Genomic DNA, 19,621 nt, shown 5'->3' on the forward strand with positions numbered 1-19,621 from the left:
TATTCAGTCAGGTGAGGTTTTGTGTTCACTTAAGAAGCATCGGGGTTTTCGGTACGGCGGTCTGGCTGTCTTTCGGCACGTCGTTACCCGCACCCAATCCACCGCCCAACGCCGTCACCAATTCCGCATGAGCACTCAGTCGCGCCGCCTGCACCTGCTGCTGAACCTGCTGCTGTTTGAACAACAAGGTCTGAGCGTTGAGCACGTTGAGGTAGTCGGTGAGCCCGCGCTGATAGGCGATCATCGCGATGTCGTACGTCTTCTGGGCCGTGGCCACCGACTCGGCGGCGAAGGTTTGCTGCTTGTCCATGGATTCGCGGCGGATCAACTGGTCGGAGATGTTTTTCAGCGCGTTGACCAGCGTCTGGTTGTACTTGGCCACGGCGATGTCATAACCGGCCGAGGCTTCGCCCAGCTCCGAGCGCAAACGGCCGCCGTCGAAGATCGGCAACGAGATGGCCGGGCCGACGCTGTAGTTGAGCTTCTTGCTGGTCAAAAACTCCAGCGCCCCGCCGCCGGTGGCCATGTAGCCGAGACTGCCGACCAGATCTACGTTGGGGTAGAACCCGGCATGCGCAACATCTATACCCCGCGCCTGCGCCGCCACTTGCCAGCGACTGGCGACCACGTCCGGCCGTTGACCGAGCAGTTGCACGGGCAAGGTCGATGGCAACTTCAGTGCCGCGCCCAATGACAACGTTGGCCGCTGCAACTGCGCGCCCTCCCCCGGACCTTTGCCCGCAAGTGCTGCGAGCTGGTTGCGGCTCAGGGCGATTTCTTCGTCCAGTGCATCGATCTGACGGTGGGTTTCCGGCAGCGGCGTTTCAGCCTGACTGACTTCAAAATGGGTGCCGATGCCACCGTTCAGGCGCTTTTGCGCGAGGTCGAGGATTTGCTGCTGCTGATTCAGGGTCGCGGCGACGATGTCCCGTTGCGCGTAATGCAACGACAGCTCGATGTAAGCGCGCACGATGTTGTTCTGCAATTCGAGCTGGGCCAGACGCGCTTCGGCGGCTGTCATGTGAGCCATGTCCACGGCGCGCTCGGTAGCGTTGCTTTCGCGGCCCCAAAGGTCGAGGGCATAGCTGAAGCCCAGCGCAGCGTTGTTGTCCCACGTGGTGGTGTTGGCCAATTCGCCCGGCCCGTAGAACTGATCGGTGGGCCAGTTGTGGCGTTTGAGCGTGGATTCGCCATTGATCTGCAGCGACTCGGCGGACTCGGCGATCCCGGCCATGGATTTGGCCTGACGCACTCGCGCCGCCGCCATGGCCATGGTCGGGCTGCCTTGCACGGCCAGGTCGATCCAGCGATTCAATTGCGGGTCGCCATAGGCCTGCCACCATTGGGCGGTAGGCCAGTGAGCGTCCTGTGCAGCGTTCTGGATGGCTTCGTCGGTGGCCAATGAATCGGCCTCCAGTGCCTTGCCCTGCGGGGCAATACCTCCGGTACCGATGCAGCCGCTGATTGCCAGGGTTAAAGCCAAAACACTGAGCGTCTGAAGCGCTCTGTTGATGCGACGCGGCACTGCTGCGATTTCCTGAGGTGGGGAGTTGTTCCTGAGGTGCACAATTCTAGGGGTCGGCTTTGTTGGCGATAAGCTGGGAATCCTGTGAATCTTTGTTACCGTTAACGCGATAATCCGTTGGTCGGGGTCTCAGCCCCCGTAACTTCGTGTCACAATTTGCCATCGCCTCCGAGAGCACCCCATGGACACTTTGCAAAACATGCGCGCCTTCAGTTACGTGGCCGAGGCCGGCAGCTTCACCGCCGCCGCCGTACAACTCGACACCACGACGGCCAACGTTTCGCGCGCGGTCTCCAACCTGGAAGCCCACCTGCAAACCCGCCTGCTCAACCGCACCACCCGACGCATCGCCCTGACCGAAGCCGGCAAACGCTATCTATTGCGCTGCGAGCAGATCCTGGCCTACGTCGAAGAAGCCGAAGCCGAAGCCAGCGACGCCCACGCCCGCCCGGCCGGGCAACTCAAGGTGCACACCATGACCGGCATCGGTCAGCACTTCGTGATCGACGCCATCGCCCGCTACCGCAAGACCCACCCCGACGTCACCTTCGACCTGACCATGGCCAACCGCGTACCGGACCTGCTGGACGAGGGCTACGACGTGTCCATCGTCCTCGCCAGCGAACTGCCAGACTCGGGCTTCGTCTCCCAGCGTTTGGGCATCACCTACAGCATCGTCTGTGCTTCGCCCGCTTACGTGAAAGCCAACGGCTGCGCGCAGAAGCCCAGCGATCTGCTGAACCACGCGTGCCTGCGTTTGGTAAGCCCAGTGATTCCGCTGGAGAAATGGACCTTCGACGGCCCGGAAGGCCAGGAAATGGTGACGATTAATAGCTCCCCGTTTCTGGTGAATTCTGCAGACGCAATGAAGACGGCAATCATCAGCGGCATGGGGGTTGGCGTGTTGCCGGTGTATGCAGCGATTGAAGGGTTGCGCAACGGGACGCTGGTGCGGGTGATGCCGAACTACCGGTCGCAGGAATTGAATCTGTATGCGATCTATCCGTCGCGGCAGTATCTGGATGCGAAGATCAAGACGTGGGTCGAGTACTTGCGCGGGTCGCTGCCGGAGATCTTGGCGGCGCATCAGGCGGAGTTGGTGGCGTATGAATTGAGCGGGAGCATGGGCGGGGTTCGGGTGGCGAACTGATTTCACGGTCGATTGCGGTCTAACATTCAACATTGATGGCGATTGACACTCCGTCATCGCGAGCAGGCTCGCTCCTACAGTTGAATTGGGTACATCTGCAAGATAGTGATCGGCTGTCAGGCCGCCTTCGCGAGCAGGCTCGCTCCCACAAAAAGCAAAGCAGCGCATACCCGCCTTGCTTCTCACCACTCATCAGGCCGAGCGTTAGCTCGCCTGCAGCTCTTGATCTTGATCCACCCGCCCCCTCGGGAGGCTGAGTGGAGGTGTTCATCCGGGGAGTGGCGCGCAGCGCCGTTCGACGCAGTCGAACACGCTGCATGTAGGTCGTCGCGAAGCAGACCGGAGGGCAGTGTCCCCGGATGGATACCGGAGCGAAGGAACGCCGAGCCTTAGCGAGGGGCCGGACGCTCGGGGCGAGCGCTTTTGGTTACTTTTAAGGCGTTTGTTAAAAGTGACTCGCCGTAAGGGCGAAACCCTAAGCCGCCGTTACCGCAGCAACGGATATGTACACCACTAACCCAGAACATGGTCGGCCCAAAGGCCGCCAAGGACAAAAGCGCCCAACAACCTCGCCCAAATCCAAAGAAGAATGTTAGCGTGCTTGGCACTCTCCAAGCCCGACGAGCCCTCACCCCATGAAAAAGACCGTCCTCGCCTTCAGCCGCATCACCCCCGAAATGATCGAACGCCTGCAGCAAGACTTCGACGTCATCGTGCCAAACCCGAAAAACGGCGACATCAACGCCCAATTCAACGAAGCCCTTCCCCACGCCCACGGCCTGATCGGCGTCGGTCGCAAACTCGGTCGCGCACAACTGGAAAATGCCGCCAAACTGGAAGTCGTCTCCAGCGTCTCGGTCGGCTACGACAACTACGATGTCGCCTACTTCAACGAACGCGGGATCATGCTCACCAACACCCCCGACGTCCTCACCGAAAGCACCGCCGACCTGGCCTTCGCCCTGCTGATGAGCAGCGCCCGCCGCGTCGCCGAACTGGACGCATGGACCAAGGCCGGCCAATGGCAAGCCACCGTGGGTGCACCGTTGTTCGGCTGCGATATACACGGCAAAACCCTGGGCATCGTCGGCATGGGCAACATCGGCGCGGCCATCGCCCGACGTGGCCGACTGGGCTTCAACATGCCGATCCTCTACAGCGGCAACAGCCGCAAGACCGAGCTGGAGCAACAACTCGGCGCGCAGTTCCGCAGCCTTGATCAACTGCTGGCCGAAGCCGATTTTGTCTGCCTGGTAGTGCCACTCAGCGAAAAAACCAGACACCTGATCAGCCATCGTGAACTGGCATTGATGAAACCAAGCGCGATTCTGGTGAACATTGCCCGCGGCCCGGTGGTAGACGAACCTGCCCTGATCGAAGCGCTGCAAAACAACCGGATTCGCGGCGCCGGGCTGGACGTTTATGAGAAAGAACCGCTGGCCGAGTCCCCCTTGTTCCAACTGAAAAACGCGGTGACATTGCCGCACATTGGCTCGGCGACTCATGAAACCCGCGAAGCCATGGGCAACCGTGCCTTGGCTAACTTGCGCAGCGCCTTGCTGGGTGAGCGACCGCAAGATCTGGTGAACCCACAAGTCTGGAAACACTAACTAAAGCGGGCAGGCGTTTAACCGCCTGCCCGTTACACACACCTTGTAATTCAGTTCACCGCTACAAAAAACACACTCACTATAGACTCTACTTACTGAGTCCAACTTACGGACTTTAGTTATGGAGAGCACCTACTTTGAATTACCTGACAACCGACAAACTCATTAGATACAGCAAAGTCATTCTAATGGCCTATATAAGCTTCTTTGGCTTGATGGTGATGTACAGTAACTTTACCGACTACTCGTCCAATTACGAATACGTCGGCCACATCCTCAGCATGGACACCACCCGAGAAAACCTGAACCTGAGTTACAGAGCAATCACTTCACCGATGCTCCATCACCGCATTTATTGGTTCATCATCACTCTGGAAGTTATTTATACGGCTTTCTGCTTGCTGGGCACCTACCATCTTTATCGAAACATCAATACACCTGCAGCCGTTTTTCACGAAGCGAAGAAGTTTGCGATCATCGGACTATTGATCGGCTTTTTTGTCTATTACATCTGCCTGCAAGTGATCGGCACCGAATGGTTCAACATGGATGAGTCCGCGACGTGGAACGCCAAGGATTGGGCCAGGCACATCGTGGACTTCATGTTTCCACTGCTGATTTACATCGTAATCAAAATCGAACGCTGAAGTTTCAGCGTTCGACTAACCAAACCTTCACGCCAGTTTGCCGTTCCCTTGCACCATCGCCACCCTGGGCTTACGAAACACCAGCACATTGCCCAGCATCACCAGTACCAAACCCACTAAGGCGGGCGCAGTCCATTGATAGCCTTCGGCAAACGCCGACACGTTCAGCGCCACGACGGGGAACAATACGGTGCAATAGGCTGCACGTTCCGGCCCCATCCGCCCGACCAACGTCAGGTAGGCAGTGAAACCGATCACCGAACCCGGAATCACCAGGTACAGCAGCGAGCCGATGTAGCGCGTGTTCCATTCCATGTCGAACGGAATGCCTTTGACCAGGCACCACGCCGACAGCATGGCCGCGCCATAGGCCATGCCCCAGGCGTTGGTGGTCAGCGGCTTGAGCCCGGCTTTCTGTTGCAGGCTCGATAGCATGTTGCCCGCTGAGAAGCACAGTGTCCCGAGCAATGCCAGGCCCAACCCGAGCAAGGTTTGCGGGCTCGCGGTGTGGCCCGCCACCTCAGGCCAGAACAACAGGCCAAGCCCAAGCAGCCCCAGCGCACCGCCCATCAGCACATTGCGAGCGACTTTCTGGCCGAAAAACACGCGTGCATTGAGTGCGTTCCACAACGTGGCGGTAGAAAACACCACCGCGACCAGACCACTGGGTATCCACTGGCTGGCAGTCAGGAAGCACATGAAGTTGATGCAGAACAGGCACAACCCTTGTGCCAGGCAAATCAGATGCCCGCGACGGTTCATCACTTGCAGGCGGCGACTCAGCAGCAGCACCACGAACAGCACCAACGCCGCGAGGCCGAAGCGATAGACGATCGACACCGGAATCGCCACCACGCCCAATTGCCATTTCAAGGCAATCCAGGTGGTGCCCCAGATCAGCACGGTCAGCAGATACAACGAAAGGTTCATGGCAAAGACTCCTGAATAGGCCTTCAGTGTCCTGCGCCAAGGGCTTTCGCACTTGCATAAACTTGCGCTTTTGTCCGGCCACAGGCTGGCAGCCGAACGGCTACGGAGTAGGATGCAAGGCGTCGGAGAGAAGCCATCATGCCCGCACTGGAAACCCTGCAAGTCTTTCAAGCCCTCAACCGCTCGCCCAATGCTCGCCTCGAGCACAGCGCCGAGCTCGGTGACGGCATGGCTGCAGCCTTGTGGAGCAACCATCACGACGCCCAGGATTACGAAGCGCCGAGCCATCACACCTTGTCCTGCTACATCGCCGGCGGCACCGGAACCTTTCGTCGCGACCAGCCTGACACCAAGGGTGGCCCCGACAAGCTGTGCATCCTGCCGGCCGAGCATCAATCGGGCTGGGTGATCAACGGTGACATTCGCCTGGCCCATGTGTATTTCAGCCCCGAACAATTTGCCCTCGGCTGCGTTACGTTGCTGGACCGAGAACCTCGCGAGCTGCAGTTGCGCGAAGCCACCTTTCTGGACGACCCGGCGCAAGCCCGGCGCTTTCGGCAAATGCTCACACTCAACTGGGACGAGCCCGGCGAACGCGTGCTCACCAGCAGCCTGGCCCATGAAATGCTCAGCCATGTACTGCTCGGCCAGGTTGGAATGCGTGAGGGCTTGCGGCTCAAAGGCGGATTGGCGGCGCATCAGCGGCGGCAGTTGGTGGAGTTCATCGACAACCAATTGGCCGAGGCCATCAGCCTGGGGCAGTTGGCTGCGTTGTGTGCGCTATCCGAATACCACTTTGCGCGGATGTTTCGCGAGAGCTTTGGGTTGCCGCCGCATCAGTATGTGTTGGCTCGCAGACTGAGCCGGGCGCGGGAGTTGTTGCGTTCGACGTCGCAGCCGTTGGGGGAAATTGCGTTGGCGTGTGGGTTTGCCAGTGCGAGTCATTTCACCAATCGGTTTCGTCAGGCATTGGGTGGAACGCCCGGCGAGTATCGGCAGGCGTTTTTGCGGTAGGTTTCTATGGTGGCGTGGTGTCATTTAGATCCACCCCTCACCCTAACCCTCTCCCCAGGGGGTAGAGGGGACTGACCGAGTTGTTTGTAGAGCTACATCGACCTGAAATATCGAGTCGAACTCAGGATTTGAAAGGCTTGGAGATCTGCTCCCTCTCCCCCGTGGGGAGAGGGATGGGCGGGCGGCGTTCCGATGAGGGGTCGATCTTAAACTCGTCCTAGAACTCCAACGTGCTCGACAACGAAATCTGCCGCGAATCCCCCATCGATACAAAAAACCGACTCGCCGCCGAGGTGTAGTAGGTGCGGTCAAACAGGTTCTTCACGTTGAGCTGGAACTTGACCTTCTGCCCTTCGACTTTGGTGTCGTACGTGGCAAACGCATCAGCCACGGTGTAGCTCGGCAGGTCGAAATCGTTCACGGCGTTACCCGCTCGCTCACCGACATACCGCGCCCCCGCGCCAACCCGCAACTGATCACCACCGACGATGGTGCCAAAGTCATAAACCGCCGACAGCGAGCCGCTATTCTTCGCTACGTTTTGCAGTTTTTTGCCTTTGTAGGTCGGGTCTTCGGTGACTTCGGCATCGGTGTAGGCATAGCTGCCGATCATGCTCCAGCGATCACTCAGCTGACCGCTCAGGTCCACTTCCAGACCACGAGAACGCACTTCACCGGCAGCGCTGTAGATCGTCACGGGGCCTTCGGAGTTGGCCACCAGCACGTTGCGTTTCTTGATGTCGAACAGCGCGACATTACCGGTGACGCGGCCCGGCATGTCGAGCCTGGCGCCGATTTCCCAGGACTTGGCTTCTTCCGGCGCGATGCTGCCGTCCAGCACGGTGCTGCTGCCGCTCAATGGCGCAATGGTCGAGTTGGGTTTGAAGGATTCGGTGTAGCTGCCGTAGAACGACAGTTCATCGGTGTAGCGATACACCAGGCCGGCGCGAGGCACCCATTTCTGGCCGTTGCTGTCGGTGTTGGCCTTGAACGGCACGCCTTTGCCGGCGTACTGGTCGTATTCCTGGAAGCGCGCGCCAGCGACGAAAATCCATTGATCGGTCAGGTGGATCGAGTCCTGGAGGAATACCGAATCGCTGCGCAGTTCATCGGTCTGCGTGCTGTCCGCCGGGCTGACAGTGGTGCCAGCGACTTCACGGCCGTAGACCGGGTTGAGGTAGCTGAAGGTGCTCAGGCTTTTCTGGCGGATAAGGTCTTCGCGGTAGATCTTGCGGTACTCGTCGTCGACGCCGAACACCAGGTCGTGCTTCATTCCCGCGAGCTGGACATTGCCTTCAAGGCTGGCGGTGGTGAAGCGGTCGGTGCTGATCGCGTTCTGAGTGCCGTCCATGCTGCGAGTCAAGGTGCCTTTCTTGGTGTCGATGGCGGTGATGCGCACCTGGCTGGCGTCGTAGGTTTCGCGGTTCCAGCTGTAACCGAAGTGGGCTTTCCAATTGTCGTTGAGCTCGTGATCGGCCTCGAAGTGATAGAGGTCCGAGCGGCCTTCCATGTTGTTGAAGGGCTCGTCGAGGCGACGCTCGCGGGAGATGTCCAGCGGATGATTGTCACGCGGGTCGATGATCGTGCCACGGTCGAACGGGGTCAGAAACTCGCGGTGTTCGTAGGAGAACAGCAGTTGAGTGCTTTCGCCGAACCAGGCCAGTGACGGTGCGACCAAGGTCTCACGATGGGTGCCGAAGTTGCGCCAGTAATCTTCGTCTTCGTGGTCCAGTACCATGCGGTAGGCAAACCCGGAATCACCCAACGCGCCGGTGCTGTCGAGGCCGCCACCGCTGCCGTTTTTGCCGTCGCCGTAGGTCGAGCCACGCAGGGTCAGGGCGTTGTATTGCTCAAGCTCGGGCTTTTTGCTGACCATGTTGACCACACCGCCCGGGTCTTGGATGCCGTACAGAAGCGAGGCCGGGCCCTTGAGCACTTCGACCCGGTCCACGGTCGCATTCATGCCACGGCCCTGCACGATCGGCATGCCGTCGCGCATGATCGAGCCGTTACGGTTGTCGCCAAAACCGCGAGTCATCACCGAGTCCTGAGTGCTCGCCAGTGTGTTGCCTTGAGTGATGCCGCTGACGTTGGCCAGCGCGTCATCCAGATTGCGCGGCGCTTGATCGCGAATGACCTGAGCCGGAACCACGTTGACGGTCTGAGGGGTTTCCTGAAGCAAGGCCGATGAGCGCATCACCGAACTGGTGGGCGGCGGCTGATAGCTCATGGATTGATCAGCCACCGAGGTGATGGTGGTCGCGCCCAGGTTCAAGGCGCCATCGGTAGGTAACGGCTCCAGCACCCATGTGTGGCCGTCGGTGCGACGGAAGGTAAACCCCGAATCGCTGAGCAAACGCTGCATCGCCTGTTCGGCGCTCATCTGCCCGCTGAGGGCTGGAGCGTTGATGCCGTACGGCGCCTCATCGGTGTAGACCACGCTGATGCCGGTGATCCGGCTGAAGTCGCTCAAGGCCTGGGGCAGCGGTTTGGCAGCCATTGCGAAGCTGAATGGCGCACTCTGTCGGGCACTGTCGGCCTCAGCCGCCACCGCCATACTCAACGGCAGCAGCGCCAACGCCGAAAAGCTCAAGGCACATGTACCCAACCATTGTTTGACCGAACCCGATTTCGCCCTGGACTTCATTGCTCATGACCTGTGTAGAACCGCTACGGATGCGAATGACTCGCAGTTTCAGTCACTACACGGATGGCGTCGGGGTTTACCTCACCAGAAAGTTGAAAATATTTTTACTCGGACCATGCGGCGTCAGTCGTCTCAACGAAGAATAATCAGATGCCCCAGAACCTTGTGCTGCTCAAACCCCAACACCCCTTGCAACGAACTCAACACCGCTTGCGGATCCTTGCTCGGAAAGCTGCCACTGACCCGCCGCGCCGCGAGTTCATCGTTGAGCAGCACAATCCGCCCCGGGTAATACCGCCCCAGGTCTTGCACCACGTCGGCGAGTGTCGCCTTGTAGTAGTTGAGCCATCCCTGACGCCACGCCAACTGCGCTTCGCTGTCGACGCTTTGAAGTTTTTCCGCCGAACCCTCGCCATACGCCACTTGCTGGCCAGCGGTGAGGATTTGTTGCGCGGCGTTTTTGTCAGCCGTCACACCCACCCGCCCGGACAACACAGTGACCTGAGCGCCGTGCGGTTGCAGACGCACTTCGAACTGAGTCCCCAGTACCCGCGCCTGGCCTTTTTCAGCGTCCACCACAAACGGATCGCCGGTGTGGGTCACGCTGAAAAATCCAGCGCCGCGCCGCAGCTGAACGTGCCGCTCGCCACGACTGAAATCCACGGCAATTGCACTGTCGGCGTCCAAGGTGACTTGTGACTGATCCGCCAGCGTGACGGTGCGAATTTCCCCCGGCGCCGACACATAGTCCGCGCCCAGATCATCGACCCAACGCGACGGCTGCCAGCCAGCACCGAAGCCGATCATCAGCACCAGACACGCGGCCATCGCCAACGCACCAGACCAACGCCGAACGCGGGTACGGCACGAGCGATTCATGGCGTTGAGGTAACCCTGCAAGGCAAACGCGTCTTCATCGGCCAACGTTCGGGCCGGTGTTTCGGTCAACTCCCACACCACTTGCGCCTGGGCGTAAGCCTCCGCATGGGCAGGATCGGCCTGTAGCCAATGACTGAAGGTGACCTGATCGCCGCTGCTCGGCTGGTCATGCAACAGACTCAACCAAGCGAAGGCCGCCTGTTCCTGAGCAGGCGTCGGGGTGACGCGTTCTGTGTTGTTCACGGTGCTTTCCCTGGCGTGCGCGGTTCGGGTTCCCGCAGGCTGGCCTTGCAAGCCTCGAGGGCGCGCATCATATGTTTTTCCACGGCGCTTTGGGACAAACCCATGGCCTTGGCGATCTCGGCGTATTTGCGCCCGTGAATACGATTCAGCAAAAAAATCTGCCGCGTGCGCTCAGGCAGCGCACGCAACGCCGCTTCGACGTGACGCAAGTCGTTGCCCGCCTCCAACGCCGCTTGCGGTTCGCTGCCGTGGCTGTCGGGTTGATCCGGCATCCAGCCCTCGTTGACCCGCACCCGCGTGCTTTCGCTGCGCAAATGGTCGATGGCGATGTTGCCGGCGCAGCGCAACAGGTAAGTGCTGAGCTCTTCGACCTGCACCAGCGGCCGACGCCAGAAACGCAGGAACAAGTCCTGCACCAGGTCCGCAGCCGTCGCCCGACACCCGACACGACGGCTCACCAGCGCTTCCATTTGCGAACGCTGGGAAAGGAACACCTGCAGGAAATGCGCACGCGCACCATGATGTTCATCGTCATGGGATTCCGGTGGACGGGTGATCATCAGGTCAGCCCTTTGCAAACACGGCGACGGGGCTGGCGAGCAGGCTCAAACCGGCCAACGCCAAGGCCAGGCGCGGGCGATACGGCATCAACCACACCAGCAGCAAAGCGCTGAGCATCAACACCGCAAACCACTCCACCAATCCAAGTCCCCAACCCGTCGACGACACCGCAGCCCACAGCGATAACACCAGCAACAGCCAGCCACTGAGTTTCATTACTTGACGGCGACGAGCCGAGGGCTTGCGCCCCAGCAGTTCGGCGTGATGCCGATCCATCGATAAACAGAGCGCGGTGAAACCGCCGTAGCACAGCAACCAGGCCAGGAACATTCAGTGCGCCTCTTGCTCAAGCATGATCGATTTCGCCCGCAGGCGGGTGACGATTGCAGGCTGCCCCGCGCGCTGCATTTTCCACGCAGCCCACGCGAAAAACAGACCGCTGCCCAGGCACGTCAGATCGAAACCGGCCATGGCCCAATCGCCCTGAACCAGGGTGACGCCCAAGTGGTAAGGCGTGGTCAACGCGTTCAGCAGCGGCACTGCACAGAACAGCAACGCCGCCAGCATCAACTGTTCGACCCACGCGGCGCGACCACGGCGAACCATGGCGTGCAACACACCCAAGCCCCAGACGATGAAGAAGCTGTTCACTTCCCAATCCGCCCGCTCGGCCATTGCGACCGGCAACAATCGATTGGCCCAGAAGAACGCCGCCACCGCGACCATCAACCCCGACATGCTGGCGATGTTCAGGACTTCCACCAGTCGCAATTCAAACGGCATCACGCCGCTCTTCACATGTTTGAGCTGACGCTTGCCGAGCCAGATCACCAGCCCGGTACCGATCATCGCGGTGCCTGCCAAACCACAAATGAAGTACAGCCAGCGCAACACCGGACCGGCGAAATGGCCCATGTGCAAGCCATAGAAACTGCCGGCAATCGCCATGGGCAGTGCTTGCTTCGGCGTCGTGCTGAGCAACTGCCCGGTCACGCCGTTGAAGGTCAACGCGCTGCCAAAGTCGTGGACCACTCGGTCGGCGCCGTCACGCACGAGAATGACCGAGGCATTCCCATCGCCTGGATTGTTCACCGTCAACCGCCCGGCCTGCCCTCCCGACCATTGCTCGCGGGCTCGCTCCAGCAGCGGTGCCAACGCTGCCAACTGGCCCGGCTTGCGTGCCATTTCAGGCGTATTGGACGCCGGAAACACCTCATCGTAATACGCCTCGACATCACCGTTGTACGAGGCAAGGATGCTCGCCGGCATCACCATCGCCATGAAAATCACCAGGCTGCTGTAAGTGATCATCAAATGAAACGGCAACACCAGAACGCCCACCGCATTGTGCCCGTCGAGCCAGGAGCGCTGGCCCTTGCGCGGGCGGAAGGTGAAGAAGTCCTTGAAGATTTTCTTGTGGGTGATGATCCCGCTGATCAGCGCGACGAACATCACCATCGCTGCAATGGTCGACAGCCAGCGACCCCACGGATAGGGCATCTGCAACTGAAAGTGGAACCGGTAAAAGAACTCGCCACCGCGTGTGTCCCGGCCCTGCACTTCTGCGCCGGTTTGCGGGTCGAGCAGTTTTTCGGTGAATTGACCGCGCGTGCCGGGCTTGGCCGGTGCTTGTTGCCACCTCACCGACAGCCCGGGTTCGCGAGCATCCGGTAAATCGATGAGCCATCGCGAGGCACCCGCTGCGTGCTGCTCAAGGTAGTGCTGGGCCAGGGTCAGACTGGCTTCGGAGGACACTGAACGGGCGGGGATTTCCGGCTGCATCCAGTGGCTGATCTCGTCCTTGAAATAGGCGAGCGTGCCGGTCAGGAAAATTGCGAACAGCAGCCAGCCGAAGATCAACCCGGCCCAGGTGTGCAGCCAGGCCATGGCCTGCCGAAAGCCCTCTTTCATGAGTGGCCCATCCAGTAGGCCAACCCCGACACCGCCGCCAAAACCACGCTCGCCCCGATCAATCCGAACCAGGCTTGCCACGCACTGCGACAGGCAAAGCACCAGAGTACGGCGACCAGATAGACCAGAAACGAGGCCATCATCCCGGTGACCACCGCTTCGCCACGAGCCATCGGCAGCCACATCGTCAGGCTGACACTGGCCAATGCCGCGACGAGGTAACCCCCCAACACGGCCGCCAGCACTCGGGAAGTGACGGCCAGTCGGTAGGCAACGGGGAGCTTGGTGATTTTGCCTTTCATGTTTCGACCTTGAAACGGGTGGGTAAGCCTCGTGAATGTCACGGAGCCAACAAGGTCGCAATATTAATGATAAATATTCTCATGTGCAAAAGAGATCCGACGGGATCGTTGTTACGGCAGTCCAAATGTCAGTCAGCACAAACAAAAACGGGCCTGCATAAGCAGACCCGTTTGTCAGTGGAAAGGAAAAAATCAGTCAGGCTTCAGCCGTTTTGCGCAGCCTGTTCGTTCTCGAGAAATTCGTCTTCCAGCAGCGCATCGGCTGCAACTCTCTCGAACGGCACGACAGCGGCACGTGGTTTGCCCCGCAGTTTGCCGAACAGGTGTTCAAGCGCATGTTCAAGTTTTTCGGCCGCACCGTCGATCGCCAGTTCCAGGTTTGCGGCTTTGTGGGTGACAGAAATCGGTTGGTGGCCTTTTGGCCGCGCTTCAAGCTGACAGCGCATGTCATGGGGACCAGGCTTGTCGCCGTTCTCGTCCCGCAGATGAACCTCGACGCGTGTCAGGTCCTCTTCATAACGTTCGAGCGTGCTCTCAATGGTAGTACGTACCCACTCCTCCAGTCGGATGCTGCTTTGAATATGGTTATCGCTGTTGACTTGGATTTGCATAGTTCATCCCTTATTTCAGCTAGCTCGCGAGAGGCACATCGGCTGGCCCTTGGGCGTCATCACCGTGACCTCTTACTTACACAATCGGTCTGCTCGCAGAACAATTCAACCCCTAAAAAAAGATAAATTTTGATTCGTAAAAAAAGCCGGACAAGGAACAAAAGCGCTGTTAAGGTCGGGAGTTGGGTCGCCGGACTCTTTTGTCACAATTGCTCACATCTGCCGCTCCGCCAGCGGGTGCAGGCTTCGAAATATCCCCGCCTCCTCCACCAGCCAGTCATGCACCGCACGCACACCCGGATGGCTCAGCGCCCCCGGCGCATAGAGCAGCACGTAACGCTTGTGATTGGGCACCGCCAGGCCAAACGGCACGATCAACGTCCCCCGCTCCAGTTCGTCATTCAGCAACGTTCGTCGCGCAATCGCCACGCCCATGCCGGCAATCGCCGCTTCGATGGTCAGGTGATTGCGATTGAAGGTGTGCCCGCGCCGCACGTCCGCGCCTTCGAAGCCGATGGCGTTGAGGTAGAACTCCCACTCCGCGTACTCGTAACTGCCGCGCCAGGCGGTAATGTCGTGCAGCAACGGGAAATGCATCAGGTCCGACGGGCCATGCAGCGGCGGCCGGCCGCGCAGCAGGCTTGGGGCACAGACCGGAAATATCTGTTCGTCGAGCAAGGTTGTGGATAACAAACCGGGATAGCTCCCGTCATTCAGGTCGATGGCCAAATCGAAGTCGCCTTCGTGCAATGGCACGCTGCTGTCCTCGGCTACGAGCCGTAATTGAATGTCCGGGAATCGCTGCTGCAAACGCGGCAACCTCGGGGTCAACCACTTGCTCAGGAACGATGGGATCGAGCGCACCCGCAAAATCCCGCTGATCATTCCGGCGTCCAGTCGTCGCAATTCCGCATCGATGCTGCCGTAAGCCTCGTTGACCGTGATGGCCAGTCGCTGGCCTTCGGCGCTCAGTTCCACACCGCGAGCGCGACGATGAAACAGGCGAAAGCCCAGCCGCTCTTCCAGCTGCCGGATTTGCTGACTGACCGCACCCGGCGTGATGTGCAGTTCTTCGGCGCATCGGGTGAACGACAAGTGCCGCGCGGCACAGGAAAACACGTGCAGCCAGACGTAAGTCTGGGCGTGCAATTGGCGACTCATTGTTTAGTCCTGCTAAAGGCTGTCTTAGGAAGTTTCGTTGGTCACGTAGGACCGAGGCAGGCAGTATCGCCGACATTGCGCTTGTCCTACAAAAATGGCAGCGATTTCTCTTCCATTGCTTGTATAGGCTTTAGCATGGCTATCAGTGTTTTCGATCTCTTCAAAGTCGGCATCGGTCCGTCCAGTTCCCACACCGTCGGCCCGATGCGCGCCGCCGCGACCTTCGCCCAAGCCCTGATTGACCAACAATTGCTGGCCGACGTACGGCGCGTAGAAATCCGACTTTATGGCTCGCTGTCGGCGACCGGCGTCGGTCACGCCACCGACCGCGCCTGCGTCATGGGCCTGATGGGCGAGTGGCCGGACAGCATCGACCCCACGTCCATCGACAGTCGAATCCAGTCGCTGCGCGAAACCGGTGAATTGTCTCTGGCCGGCAAAACCACCATCGCCTTCAACTGGCAACGCGACCTCCTGCTGCTCGACGAGAGTCTGCCCTACCACCCCAATGCGATGTCTCTGACAGCCTTTGGCGAAACTGGTGAATTGTCGGAGCAAACGTACTACTCGATCGGCGGCGGTTTCATCATCGAAGCGGCCGAAGCCGAGTCCGGCATCGCGCCAACCAGCGATGTGGTGCTGCCGTACGATTTCTCCAGCGCCGCCGAATTGCTGAGGCTCTGCAACCTGCACGGCCTGCGCGTTTCCGAGTTGATGATGGCCAACGAATTGGCCTGGCGCAGCGAAGCCGAAATCCGTCAGGGCCTACTGCACATTTGGTCGGTGATGCGCGAATGCGTCGAGCAAGGGCTGCGCCATGAAGGCATCCTGCCTGGCGGCCTGAATGTTCCGCGCCGCGCGGCGAAATTGCACCGCAGCCTGCTGGAAATCGGCAAGCCGAATGTCATCACCTCCACGCTGTCGGCCATGGAGTGGGTGAACCTGTTTGCCCTCGCCGTGAACGAAGAAAACGCAGCGGGCGGGCGCATGGTCACGGCGCCGACCAACGGCGCGGCGGGGATCATTCCAGCGGTGCTGCATTACTACATGAAATTCAACCCGGACGCGTCGGACGATGACGTGGTGGCGTTCTTTTTGGGCGCAGCGGCCGTGGGCATTCTCTGCAAGAAAAATGCGTCTATCTCCGGTGCCGAAGTTGGCTGCCAGGGCGAAGTCGGCTCGGCCTGTGCCATGGCCGCTGCCGGTCTGGCAGACGTGCTCGGCGCCACACCCGAGCAACTGGAAAACGCCGCCGAAATCGGTTTGGAACACAACCTCGGACTGACCTGCGATCCGGTCGGCGGCCTGGTGCAAGTGCCGTGCATCGAGCGCAATGCCATCGCCGCCGTGAAGGCGATCAACGCCACGCAAATGGCCCTGCGCGGCGACGGCAAACACTTCATTTCCCTGGACCGGGTGATCCGCACCATGCGCGATACCGGCGCCGACATGCATGACAAATACAAAGAGACTTCACGGGGCGGCCTGGCTGTTAGCTGGGTGGAGTGCTGAGGAGCACTCCCTGACCGTCCGCACGTGAGCCCGAGCAAGAACAATAACGAGGCCAAACGATGACCGATGTACGTACACCTGCTGCCGATAACCCAGCTGTAGAACTCAAACGCGACACAGCAACAGCCACCAAGGGCTGGAGTAAACACGACACCACCTGGATGCTCGGTCTTTACGGCACCGCCATCGGTGCCGGAACGCTGTTCCTGCCGATCAACGCCGGTGTAGGCGGTTTCTGGCCGCTGCTGATCCTGGCAATACTAGCCTTCCCGATGACCTTCTTCGCCCACCGAGGCCTGACCCGCTTCGTGCTGTCCGGGCGCTCCGGGGACATCACCGAAGTGGTGGAAGAACACTTCGGCATCGGCGCCGGCAAGCTGATCACGCTCCTGTATTTCTTTGCGATCTTCCCGATTCTGCTGGTGTACAGCGTGGCGCTGACCAACACCTTGAGCAGCTTCATGGAGCATCAGTTACACATCGCCCCGCCACCGCGGGCGATTCTGTCGCTGGTGCTGATCCTCGGTCTGATGGCGATCGTCCGTTGCGGTCAGGGTGTCATCGTCAAATGCATGAGCGTGCTGGTTTATCCGTTCGTTGCGGCATTGCTGCTGCTCGGTTTGAGCCTGATCCCGAACTGGAACGGCGCATTCTTCGCCACCGCCAGTGAAGGCATGCCGATGCCGCTGTTCTTCAAGACGTTATGGCTGGCGATCCCGGTGATGGTGTTTTCGTTCAACCATTCGCCGATCATCTCCGCCTTCTCCGTCGATCAGAAACAGCGTTACGGCGAACAGGCCGAACGCAAAAGCAGCGGCATCCTCGCCATCGCCCACGCGATGATGGTGGTGACGGTGATGTTCTTCTGCTTCAGCTGCGTGCTGGCCCTGTCCCCGGCTGATTTGGCGGCGGCGAAGGCGCAGAACATCTCGATCCTGTCGTACCTGGCCAACCACTTCCAGACGCCGGTCATCGCTTACGCCGCGCCGTTGATTGCGCTGGTGGCGATCACCAAGTCCTTCCTCGGCCATTACATCGGCGCCAGCGAAGGCTTTCAGGGCCTGATCGTGAAAAGCCTGCGCGGCCGTGGCCGGGTGATGTCTGCCAGTTGGCTGAACCGCGTGACTGCGCTGTTCATGATCCTCAGTTGCTGGGCCGTGGCAACGTTCAACCCGAGCATCCTCGGCATGATCGAAACCCTCGGTGGGCCGATCATCGCGTGCCTGCTGTTCCTGATGCCGATGTACGCCATCCGCCGAGTGCCGGCCTTGCGCCAGTACTCGGGTCAGGCCTCGAACGTGTTCGTGGTGCTGATCGGTTTGATTGCACTGTCTGCGATCATCTACTCATTCATGCCCTGAAACGGGCAGGCAAAAAGAAGGCGGGCCACGGTGCCCGCCTCTTTTTTGCCGTGTCTATTGTTCGACAGTTTTCCCGGCATGCCCCTTGCTACGTCACTGCTGAGGCAAAAAGGACTTTTTAAAATCTCAGCGAACGGCCTGCCGATGGTCTGGTATTGCGAACCAACCCGATCATGGCCGGTCAACAACTGCACGTTCAATCAGGCGGTGACGCATCATGGACAACCCTTTTCAGCTCATTACCGATGCCTTCGCACCGGATTACCAGATCAACCTGAGCATTCAGGGGCTGGATGGCAGCATCATGCTGACCCTGTCCAACAGCGGTCACGTGGTCGCCAAACGAATGATCAGCGCCGAACAACGCAATGACCCCCAGCGCCTCAAACGCCTGGTGCAAAGCATTCAGTTCGGCATCGCCATCGAACAGGGCCACAGCGCCGTGGCCATCCTCGAAGCCATGACCGACGGCGACAATTGCAACCTGCCACCGCCCCGCGTCAAGGGCCACAGCCGGCCGGCCATGCGGCTTTAAAGCTCGCCCTTCTCCACTTCGGGATGCTCACCGGAACCCGCACCGATCTTGCGTTGCGGGTGCGCGATTTTCACCGAAGGGAATTGCGACGAGGCGTAACGCACCACCAGAATCGCAAACGCCAGCAGCAGAATCCCGCCGCACAGGTAGATGATGCCGATATCCGGCGGGTTGTGGTGCGAGACGTTGGAGATCAGCAGCCGCGTCAGCGCAGTGATCGCCACGTAGATCAGGAAGCGCACCGGCATGTGGTTGGTCTTGAAATAAATCCCGACCATCGCCCCCAGTTCCAGGTAGATGAACAGCAGCAAGATGTCATCGATCTTGATGTGTCCCGCCTCGATCATCTGCAAAAACTCCATCACCGCCGCCCACGCGGTGACTGCACCGATGGCGAACAGTGCCAGGTAGTGGAAGGTCTCGACGAACAGGTTGCCCAGAGACTCGGCCAGTTGATGCACGTTCTGCCGCAGGTTCTCGGCCCAGTTGATTTTCACGATGATTCTTCCTTAGCTCGGTTCGAACGGATGATGCGGGTTTGACGTGACGGTTGTTCTGCATGCAGAAAAAAGGCCAGGGGCGCCTGCCACATGATGGCGAGGTGCTCTAAAACGCGCTCCGTGGCGTTTGGTCGCACCTGCACCTCACAAACCCTGATTTCGGTCTACATTAAAAAGCCACTACCCAAAGCGCAGGGATTCGCTTATCCTTTTCGCTGTATATAAATACAGTAGTCGAATAAGACAACTTAATGTGAAGGCATGTGAGGTGGTGAATGGCCGTCGAAGTGGTATACCGCAGCAGCCGAGATCTGGAGCGCTTGTTCATGGATAAAGCCGAAGCTGACCGTCATGACAAAATGCTCGAACTGGCCGAATTGCTGGCTGAAGTGTTGCAAAAAGCCGTTCCGTCCCTGACCGAACAGCAAGTGGAAGAAGCCGGGATCTACATGGCGAAGAACCGCGATGTGTTCGCCAAGGCGTTCAAGAGCCAGCCGGACGCGTTGTCCGAATTGCTCAATG

Annotated in this window: 18 protein-coding genes and 1 pseudogene; 8 read left to right on the forward strand and 11 right to left on the reverse strand. The window is 59.6% G+C overall.

Annotation, left to right across the window (positions count from 1 at the left end; genetic code table 11):
- Positions 1-25: 25 nt before the first annotated feature.
- Positions 26-1,525, reverse strand: a complete 1,500-nt coding sequence (locus ABH912_RS15395) for an efflux transporter outer membrane subunit (RefSeq protein WP_429511056.1) — start codon at positions 1,523-1,525, stop codon at positions 26-28.
- A gap of 181 nt (positions 1,526-1,706) precedes the next feature.
- Here ABH912_RS15395 and ABH912_RS15400 point away from each other — a divergent pair, with 181 nt between their 5' ends.
- From ABH912_RS15400 to ABH912_RS15410, 3 genes are all read left to right on the forward strand, one after another.
- On the forward strand, positions 1,707-2,675 hold the full coding sequence (locus ABH912_RS15400) for a LysR family transcriptional regulator (RefSeq protein ID WP_095133002.1): 969 nt from the start codon (positions 1,707-1,709) through the stop codon (positions 2,673-2,675).
- 635 nt (positions 2,676-3,310) lie between these two features.
- The gene (locus ABH912_RS15405) at positions 3,311-4,285 is read left to right on the forward strand and encodes a 2-hydroxyacid dehydrogenase (RefSeq protein ID WP_033057805.1); all 975 of its coding nucleotides are present in this window, start codon (positions 3,311-3,313) and stop codon (positions 4,283-4,285) included.
- 137 nt (positions 4,286-4,422) lie between these two features.
- Positions 4,423-4,932: a DUF2165 family protein gene (locus tag ABH912_RS15410; protein WP_429511057.1), complete on the forward strand. Its 510-nt coding sequence runs from the start codon at positions 4,423-4,425 to the stop codon at positions 4,930-4,932.
- 27 nt (positions 4,933-4,959) lie between these two features.
- On the opposite strand, the gene ABH912_RS15415 is transcribed toward ABH912_RS15410, so the two are convergent.
- Entirely contained in the window at positions 4,960-5,862 is a 903-nt protein-coding gene (locus ABH912_RS15415) for a DMT family transporter (RefSeq protein ID WP_429511058.1), read from the reverse strand.
- 138 nt (positions 5,863-6,000) lie between these two features.
- Here ABH912_RS15415 and ABH912_RS15420 point away from each other — a divergent pair, with 138 nt between their 5' ends.
- Positions 6,001-6,876: a helix-turn-helix domain-containing protein gene (locus ABH912_RS15420; protein ID WP_429511059.1), complete on the forward strand. Its 876-nt coding sequence runs from the start codon at positions 6,001-6,003 to the stop codon at positions 6,874-6,876.
- A 217-nt stretch (positions 6,877-7,093) separates the two neighbouring features.
- Here ABH912_RS15420 and ABH912_RS15425 read toward each other — a convergent pair whose 3' ends face one another.
- The 8 genes from ABH912_RS15425 to ABH912_RS15460 all read right to left on the reverse strand — a co-directional run bounded on the left by ABH912_RS15425 (position 7,094) and on the right by ABH912_RS15460 (position 15,191).
- Positions 7,094-9,523 carry a TonB-dependent siderophore receptor gene (locus ABH912_RS15425; RefSeq protein WP_429511060.1) on the reverse strand — a complete coding sequence of 810 codons (2,430 nt, stop codon included), beginning with the start codon at positions 9,521-9,523 and terminating at the stop codon, positions 7,094-7,096.
- Between the two features lie 132 nt (positions 9,524-9,655).
- Positions 9,656-10,645, reverse strand: coding sequence for a FecR family protein (locus tag ABH912_RS15430; RefSeq protein WP_429511061.1), 990 nt, complete (start codon positions 10,643-10,645; stop codon positions 9,656-9,658).
- Positions 10,642-11,205 carry an RNA polymerase sigma factor gene (locus ABH912_RS15435; protein ID WP_156363925.1) on the reverse strand — a complete coding sequence of 188 codons (564 nt, stop codon included), beginning with the start codon at positions 11,203-11,205 and terminating at the stop codon, positions 10,642-10,644. Before ABH912_RS15435 ends, ABH912_RS15430 begins: the two co-directional genes overlap by 4 nt.
- Positions 11,206-11,209: 4 nt before the next feature.
- Positions 11,210-11,536 (reverse strand): DUF3325 domain-containing protein, encoded by a 327-nt coding sequence (locus ABH912_RS15440; RefSeq protein WP_033057820.1) that lies wholly within the window; start codon positions 11,534-11,536, stop codon positions 11,210-11,212.
- Positions 11,537-13,117: a PepSY-associated TM helix domain-containing protein gene (locus tag ABH912_RS15445; protein ID WP_429511062.1), complete on the reverse strand. Its 1,581-nt coding sequence runs from the start codon at positions 13,115-13,117 to the stop codon at positions 11,537-11,539. It abuts the gene before it with no gap.
- Positions 13,114-13,419, reverse strand: a complete 306-nt coding sequence (locus ABH912_RS15450; protein ID WP_033057825.1) for a DUF3649 domain-containing protein — start codon at positions 13,417-13,419, stop codon at positions 13,114-13,116. Before ABH912_RS15450 ends, ABH912_RS15445 begins: the two co-directional genes overlap by 4 nt.
- 203 nt (positions 13,420-13,622) lie before the next feature.
- A complete protein-coding gene (locus ABH912_RS15455) occupies positions 13,623-14,030 on the reverse strand; it encodes an HPF/RaiA family ribosome-associated protein (protein ID WP_008150614.1) in 408 nt (135 codons plus the stop codon).
- Positions 14,031-14,243: 213 nt separating this feature from the next.
- Positions 14,244-15,191, reverse strand: a complete 948-nt coding sequence (locus ABH912_RS15460) for a LysR substrate-binding domain-containing protein (protein WP_046053185.1) — start codon at positions 15,189-15,191, stop codon at positions 14,244-14,246.
- Positions 15,192-15,326: 135 nt separating this feature from the next.
- Between ABH912_RS15460 and ABH912_RS15465 the strand changes: the two genes are divergently transcribed.
- The 3 genes from ABH912_RS15465 to ABH912_RS15475 all read left to right on the forward strand — a co-directional run bounded on the left by ABH912_RS15465 (position 15,327) and on the right by ABH912_RS15475 (position 18,599).
- Entirely contained in the window at positions 15,327-16,703 is a 1,377-nt protein-coding gene (locus ABH912_RS15465; protein ID WP_429511063.1) for an L-serine ammonia-lyase, read from the forward strand.
- A gap of 59 nt (positions 16,704-16,762) precedes the next feature.
- A complete protein-coding gene (locus ABH912_RS15470; protein ID WP_429511065.1) occupies positions 16,763-18,064 on the forward strand; it encodes a serine/threonine transporter in 1,302 nt (433 codons plus the stop codon).
- Positions 18,065-18,281: 217 nt separating this feature from the next.
- Positions 18,282-18,599 (forward strand): DUF3509 domain-containing protein, encoded by a 318-nt coding sequence (locus ABH912_RS15475; RefSeq protein ID WP_403140002.1) that lies wholly within the window; start codon positions 18,282-18,284, stop codon positions 18,597-18,599.
- On the opposite strand, the gene ABH912_RS15480 is transcribed toward ABH912_RS15475, so the two are convergent.
- The gene (locus ABH912_RS15480) at positions 18,596-19,096 is read right to left on the reverse strand and encodes a phosphate-starvation-inducible protein PsiE (RefSeq protein ID WP_033057839.1); all 501 of its coding nucleotides are present in this window, start codon (positions 19,094-19,096) and stop codon (positions 18,596-18,598) included. The genes ABH912_RS15475 and ABH912_RS15480 overlap by 4 nt on opposite strands.
- Positions 19,097-19,374: 278 nt before the next feature.
- Between ABH912_RS15480 and ABH912_RS15485 the strand changes: the two are divergent.
- Positions 19,375-19,614 (forward strand): annotated as a pseudogene (locus ABH912_RS15485) (YebG family protein); the annotation flags it as partial.
- Between the last annotated feature and the right edge of the window lie 7 nt (positions 19,615-19,621).

Source organism: Pseudomonas sp. BT76 TE3572 (assembly GCF_050435365.1).
GTDB lineage: Bacteria > Pseudomonadota > Gammaproteobacteria > Pseudomonadales > Pseudomonadaceae > Aquipseudomonas > Aquipseudomonas fluorescens_W.

Excerpts from the sequence above, each read along its gene's own strand:
- ABH912_RS15400 (WP_095133002.1), top strand. The coding sequence starts at position 1,707 with ATGGACACTTTGCAAAACATGCGCGCCTTCAGTTACGTGGCCGAGGCC.
- ABH912_RS15405 (WP_033057805.1), top strand. The coding sequence starts at position 3,311 with ATGAAAAAGACCGTCCTCGCCTTCAGCCGCATCACCCCCGAAATGATC.
- ABH912_RS15415 (WP_429511058.1), bottom strand. The coding sequence starts at position 5,862 with ATGAACCTTTCGTTGTATCTGCTGACCGTGCTGATCTGGGGCACCACC.
- ABH912_RS15420 (WP_429511059.1), top strand. The coding sequence starts at position 6,001 with ATGCCCGCACTGGAAACCCTGCAAGTCTTTCAAGCCCTCAACCGCTCG.
- ABH912_RS15425 (WP_429511060.1), bottom strand. The coding sequence starts at position 9,523 with ATGAAGTCCAGGGCGAAATCGGGTTCGGTCAAACAATGGTTGGGTACA.
- ABH912_RS15435 (WP_156363925.1), bottom strand. The coding sequence starts at position 11,205 with ATGATCACCCGTCCACCGGAATCCCATGACGATGAACATCATGGTGCG.
- ABH912_RS15440 (WP_033057820.1), bottom strand. The coding sequence starts at position 11,536 with ATGTTCCTGGCCTGGTTGCTGTGCTACGGCGGTTTCACCGCGCTCTGT.
- ABH912_RS15445 (WP_429511062.1), bottom strand. The coding sequence starts at position 13,117 with ATGAAAGAGGGCTTTCGGCAGGCCATGGCCTGGCTGCACACCTGGGCC.
- ABH912_RS15450 (WP_033057825.1), bottom strand. The coding sequence starts at position 13,419 with ATGAAAGGCAAAATCACCAAGCTCCCCGTTGCCTACCGACTGGCCGTC.
- ABH912_RS15455 (WP_008150614.1), bottom strand. The coding sequence starts at position 14,030 with ATGCAAATCCAAGTCAACAGCGATAACCATATTCAAAGCAGCATCCGA.
- ABH912_RS15460 (WP_046053185.1), bottom strand. The coding sequence starts at position 15,191 with ATGAGTCGCCAATTGCACGCCCAGACTTACGTCTGGCTGCACGTGTTT.
- ABH912_RS15465 (WP_429511063.1), top strand. The coding sequence starts at position 15,327 with ATGGCTATCAGTGTTTTCGATCTCTTCAAAGTCGGCATCGGTCCGTCC.
- ABH912_RS15470 (WP_429511065.1), top strand. The coding sequence starts at position 16,763 with ATGACCGATGTACGTACACCTGCTGCCGATAACCCAGCTGTAGAACTC.
- ABH912_RS15475 (WP_403140002.1), top strand. The coding sequence starts at position 18,282 with ATGGACAACCCTTTTCAGCTCATTACCGATGCCTTCGCACCGGATTAC.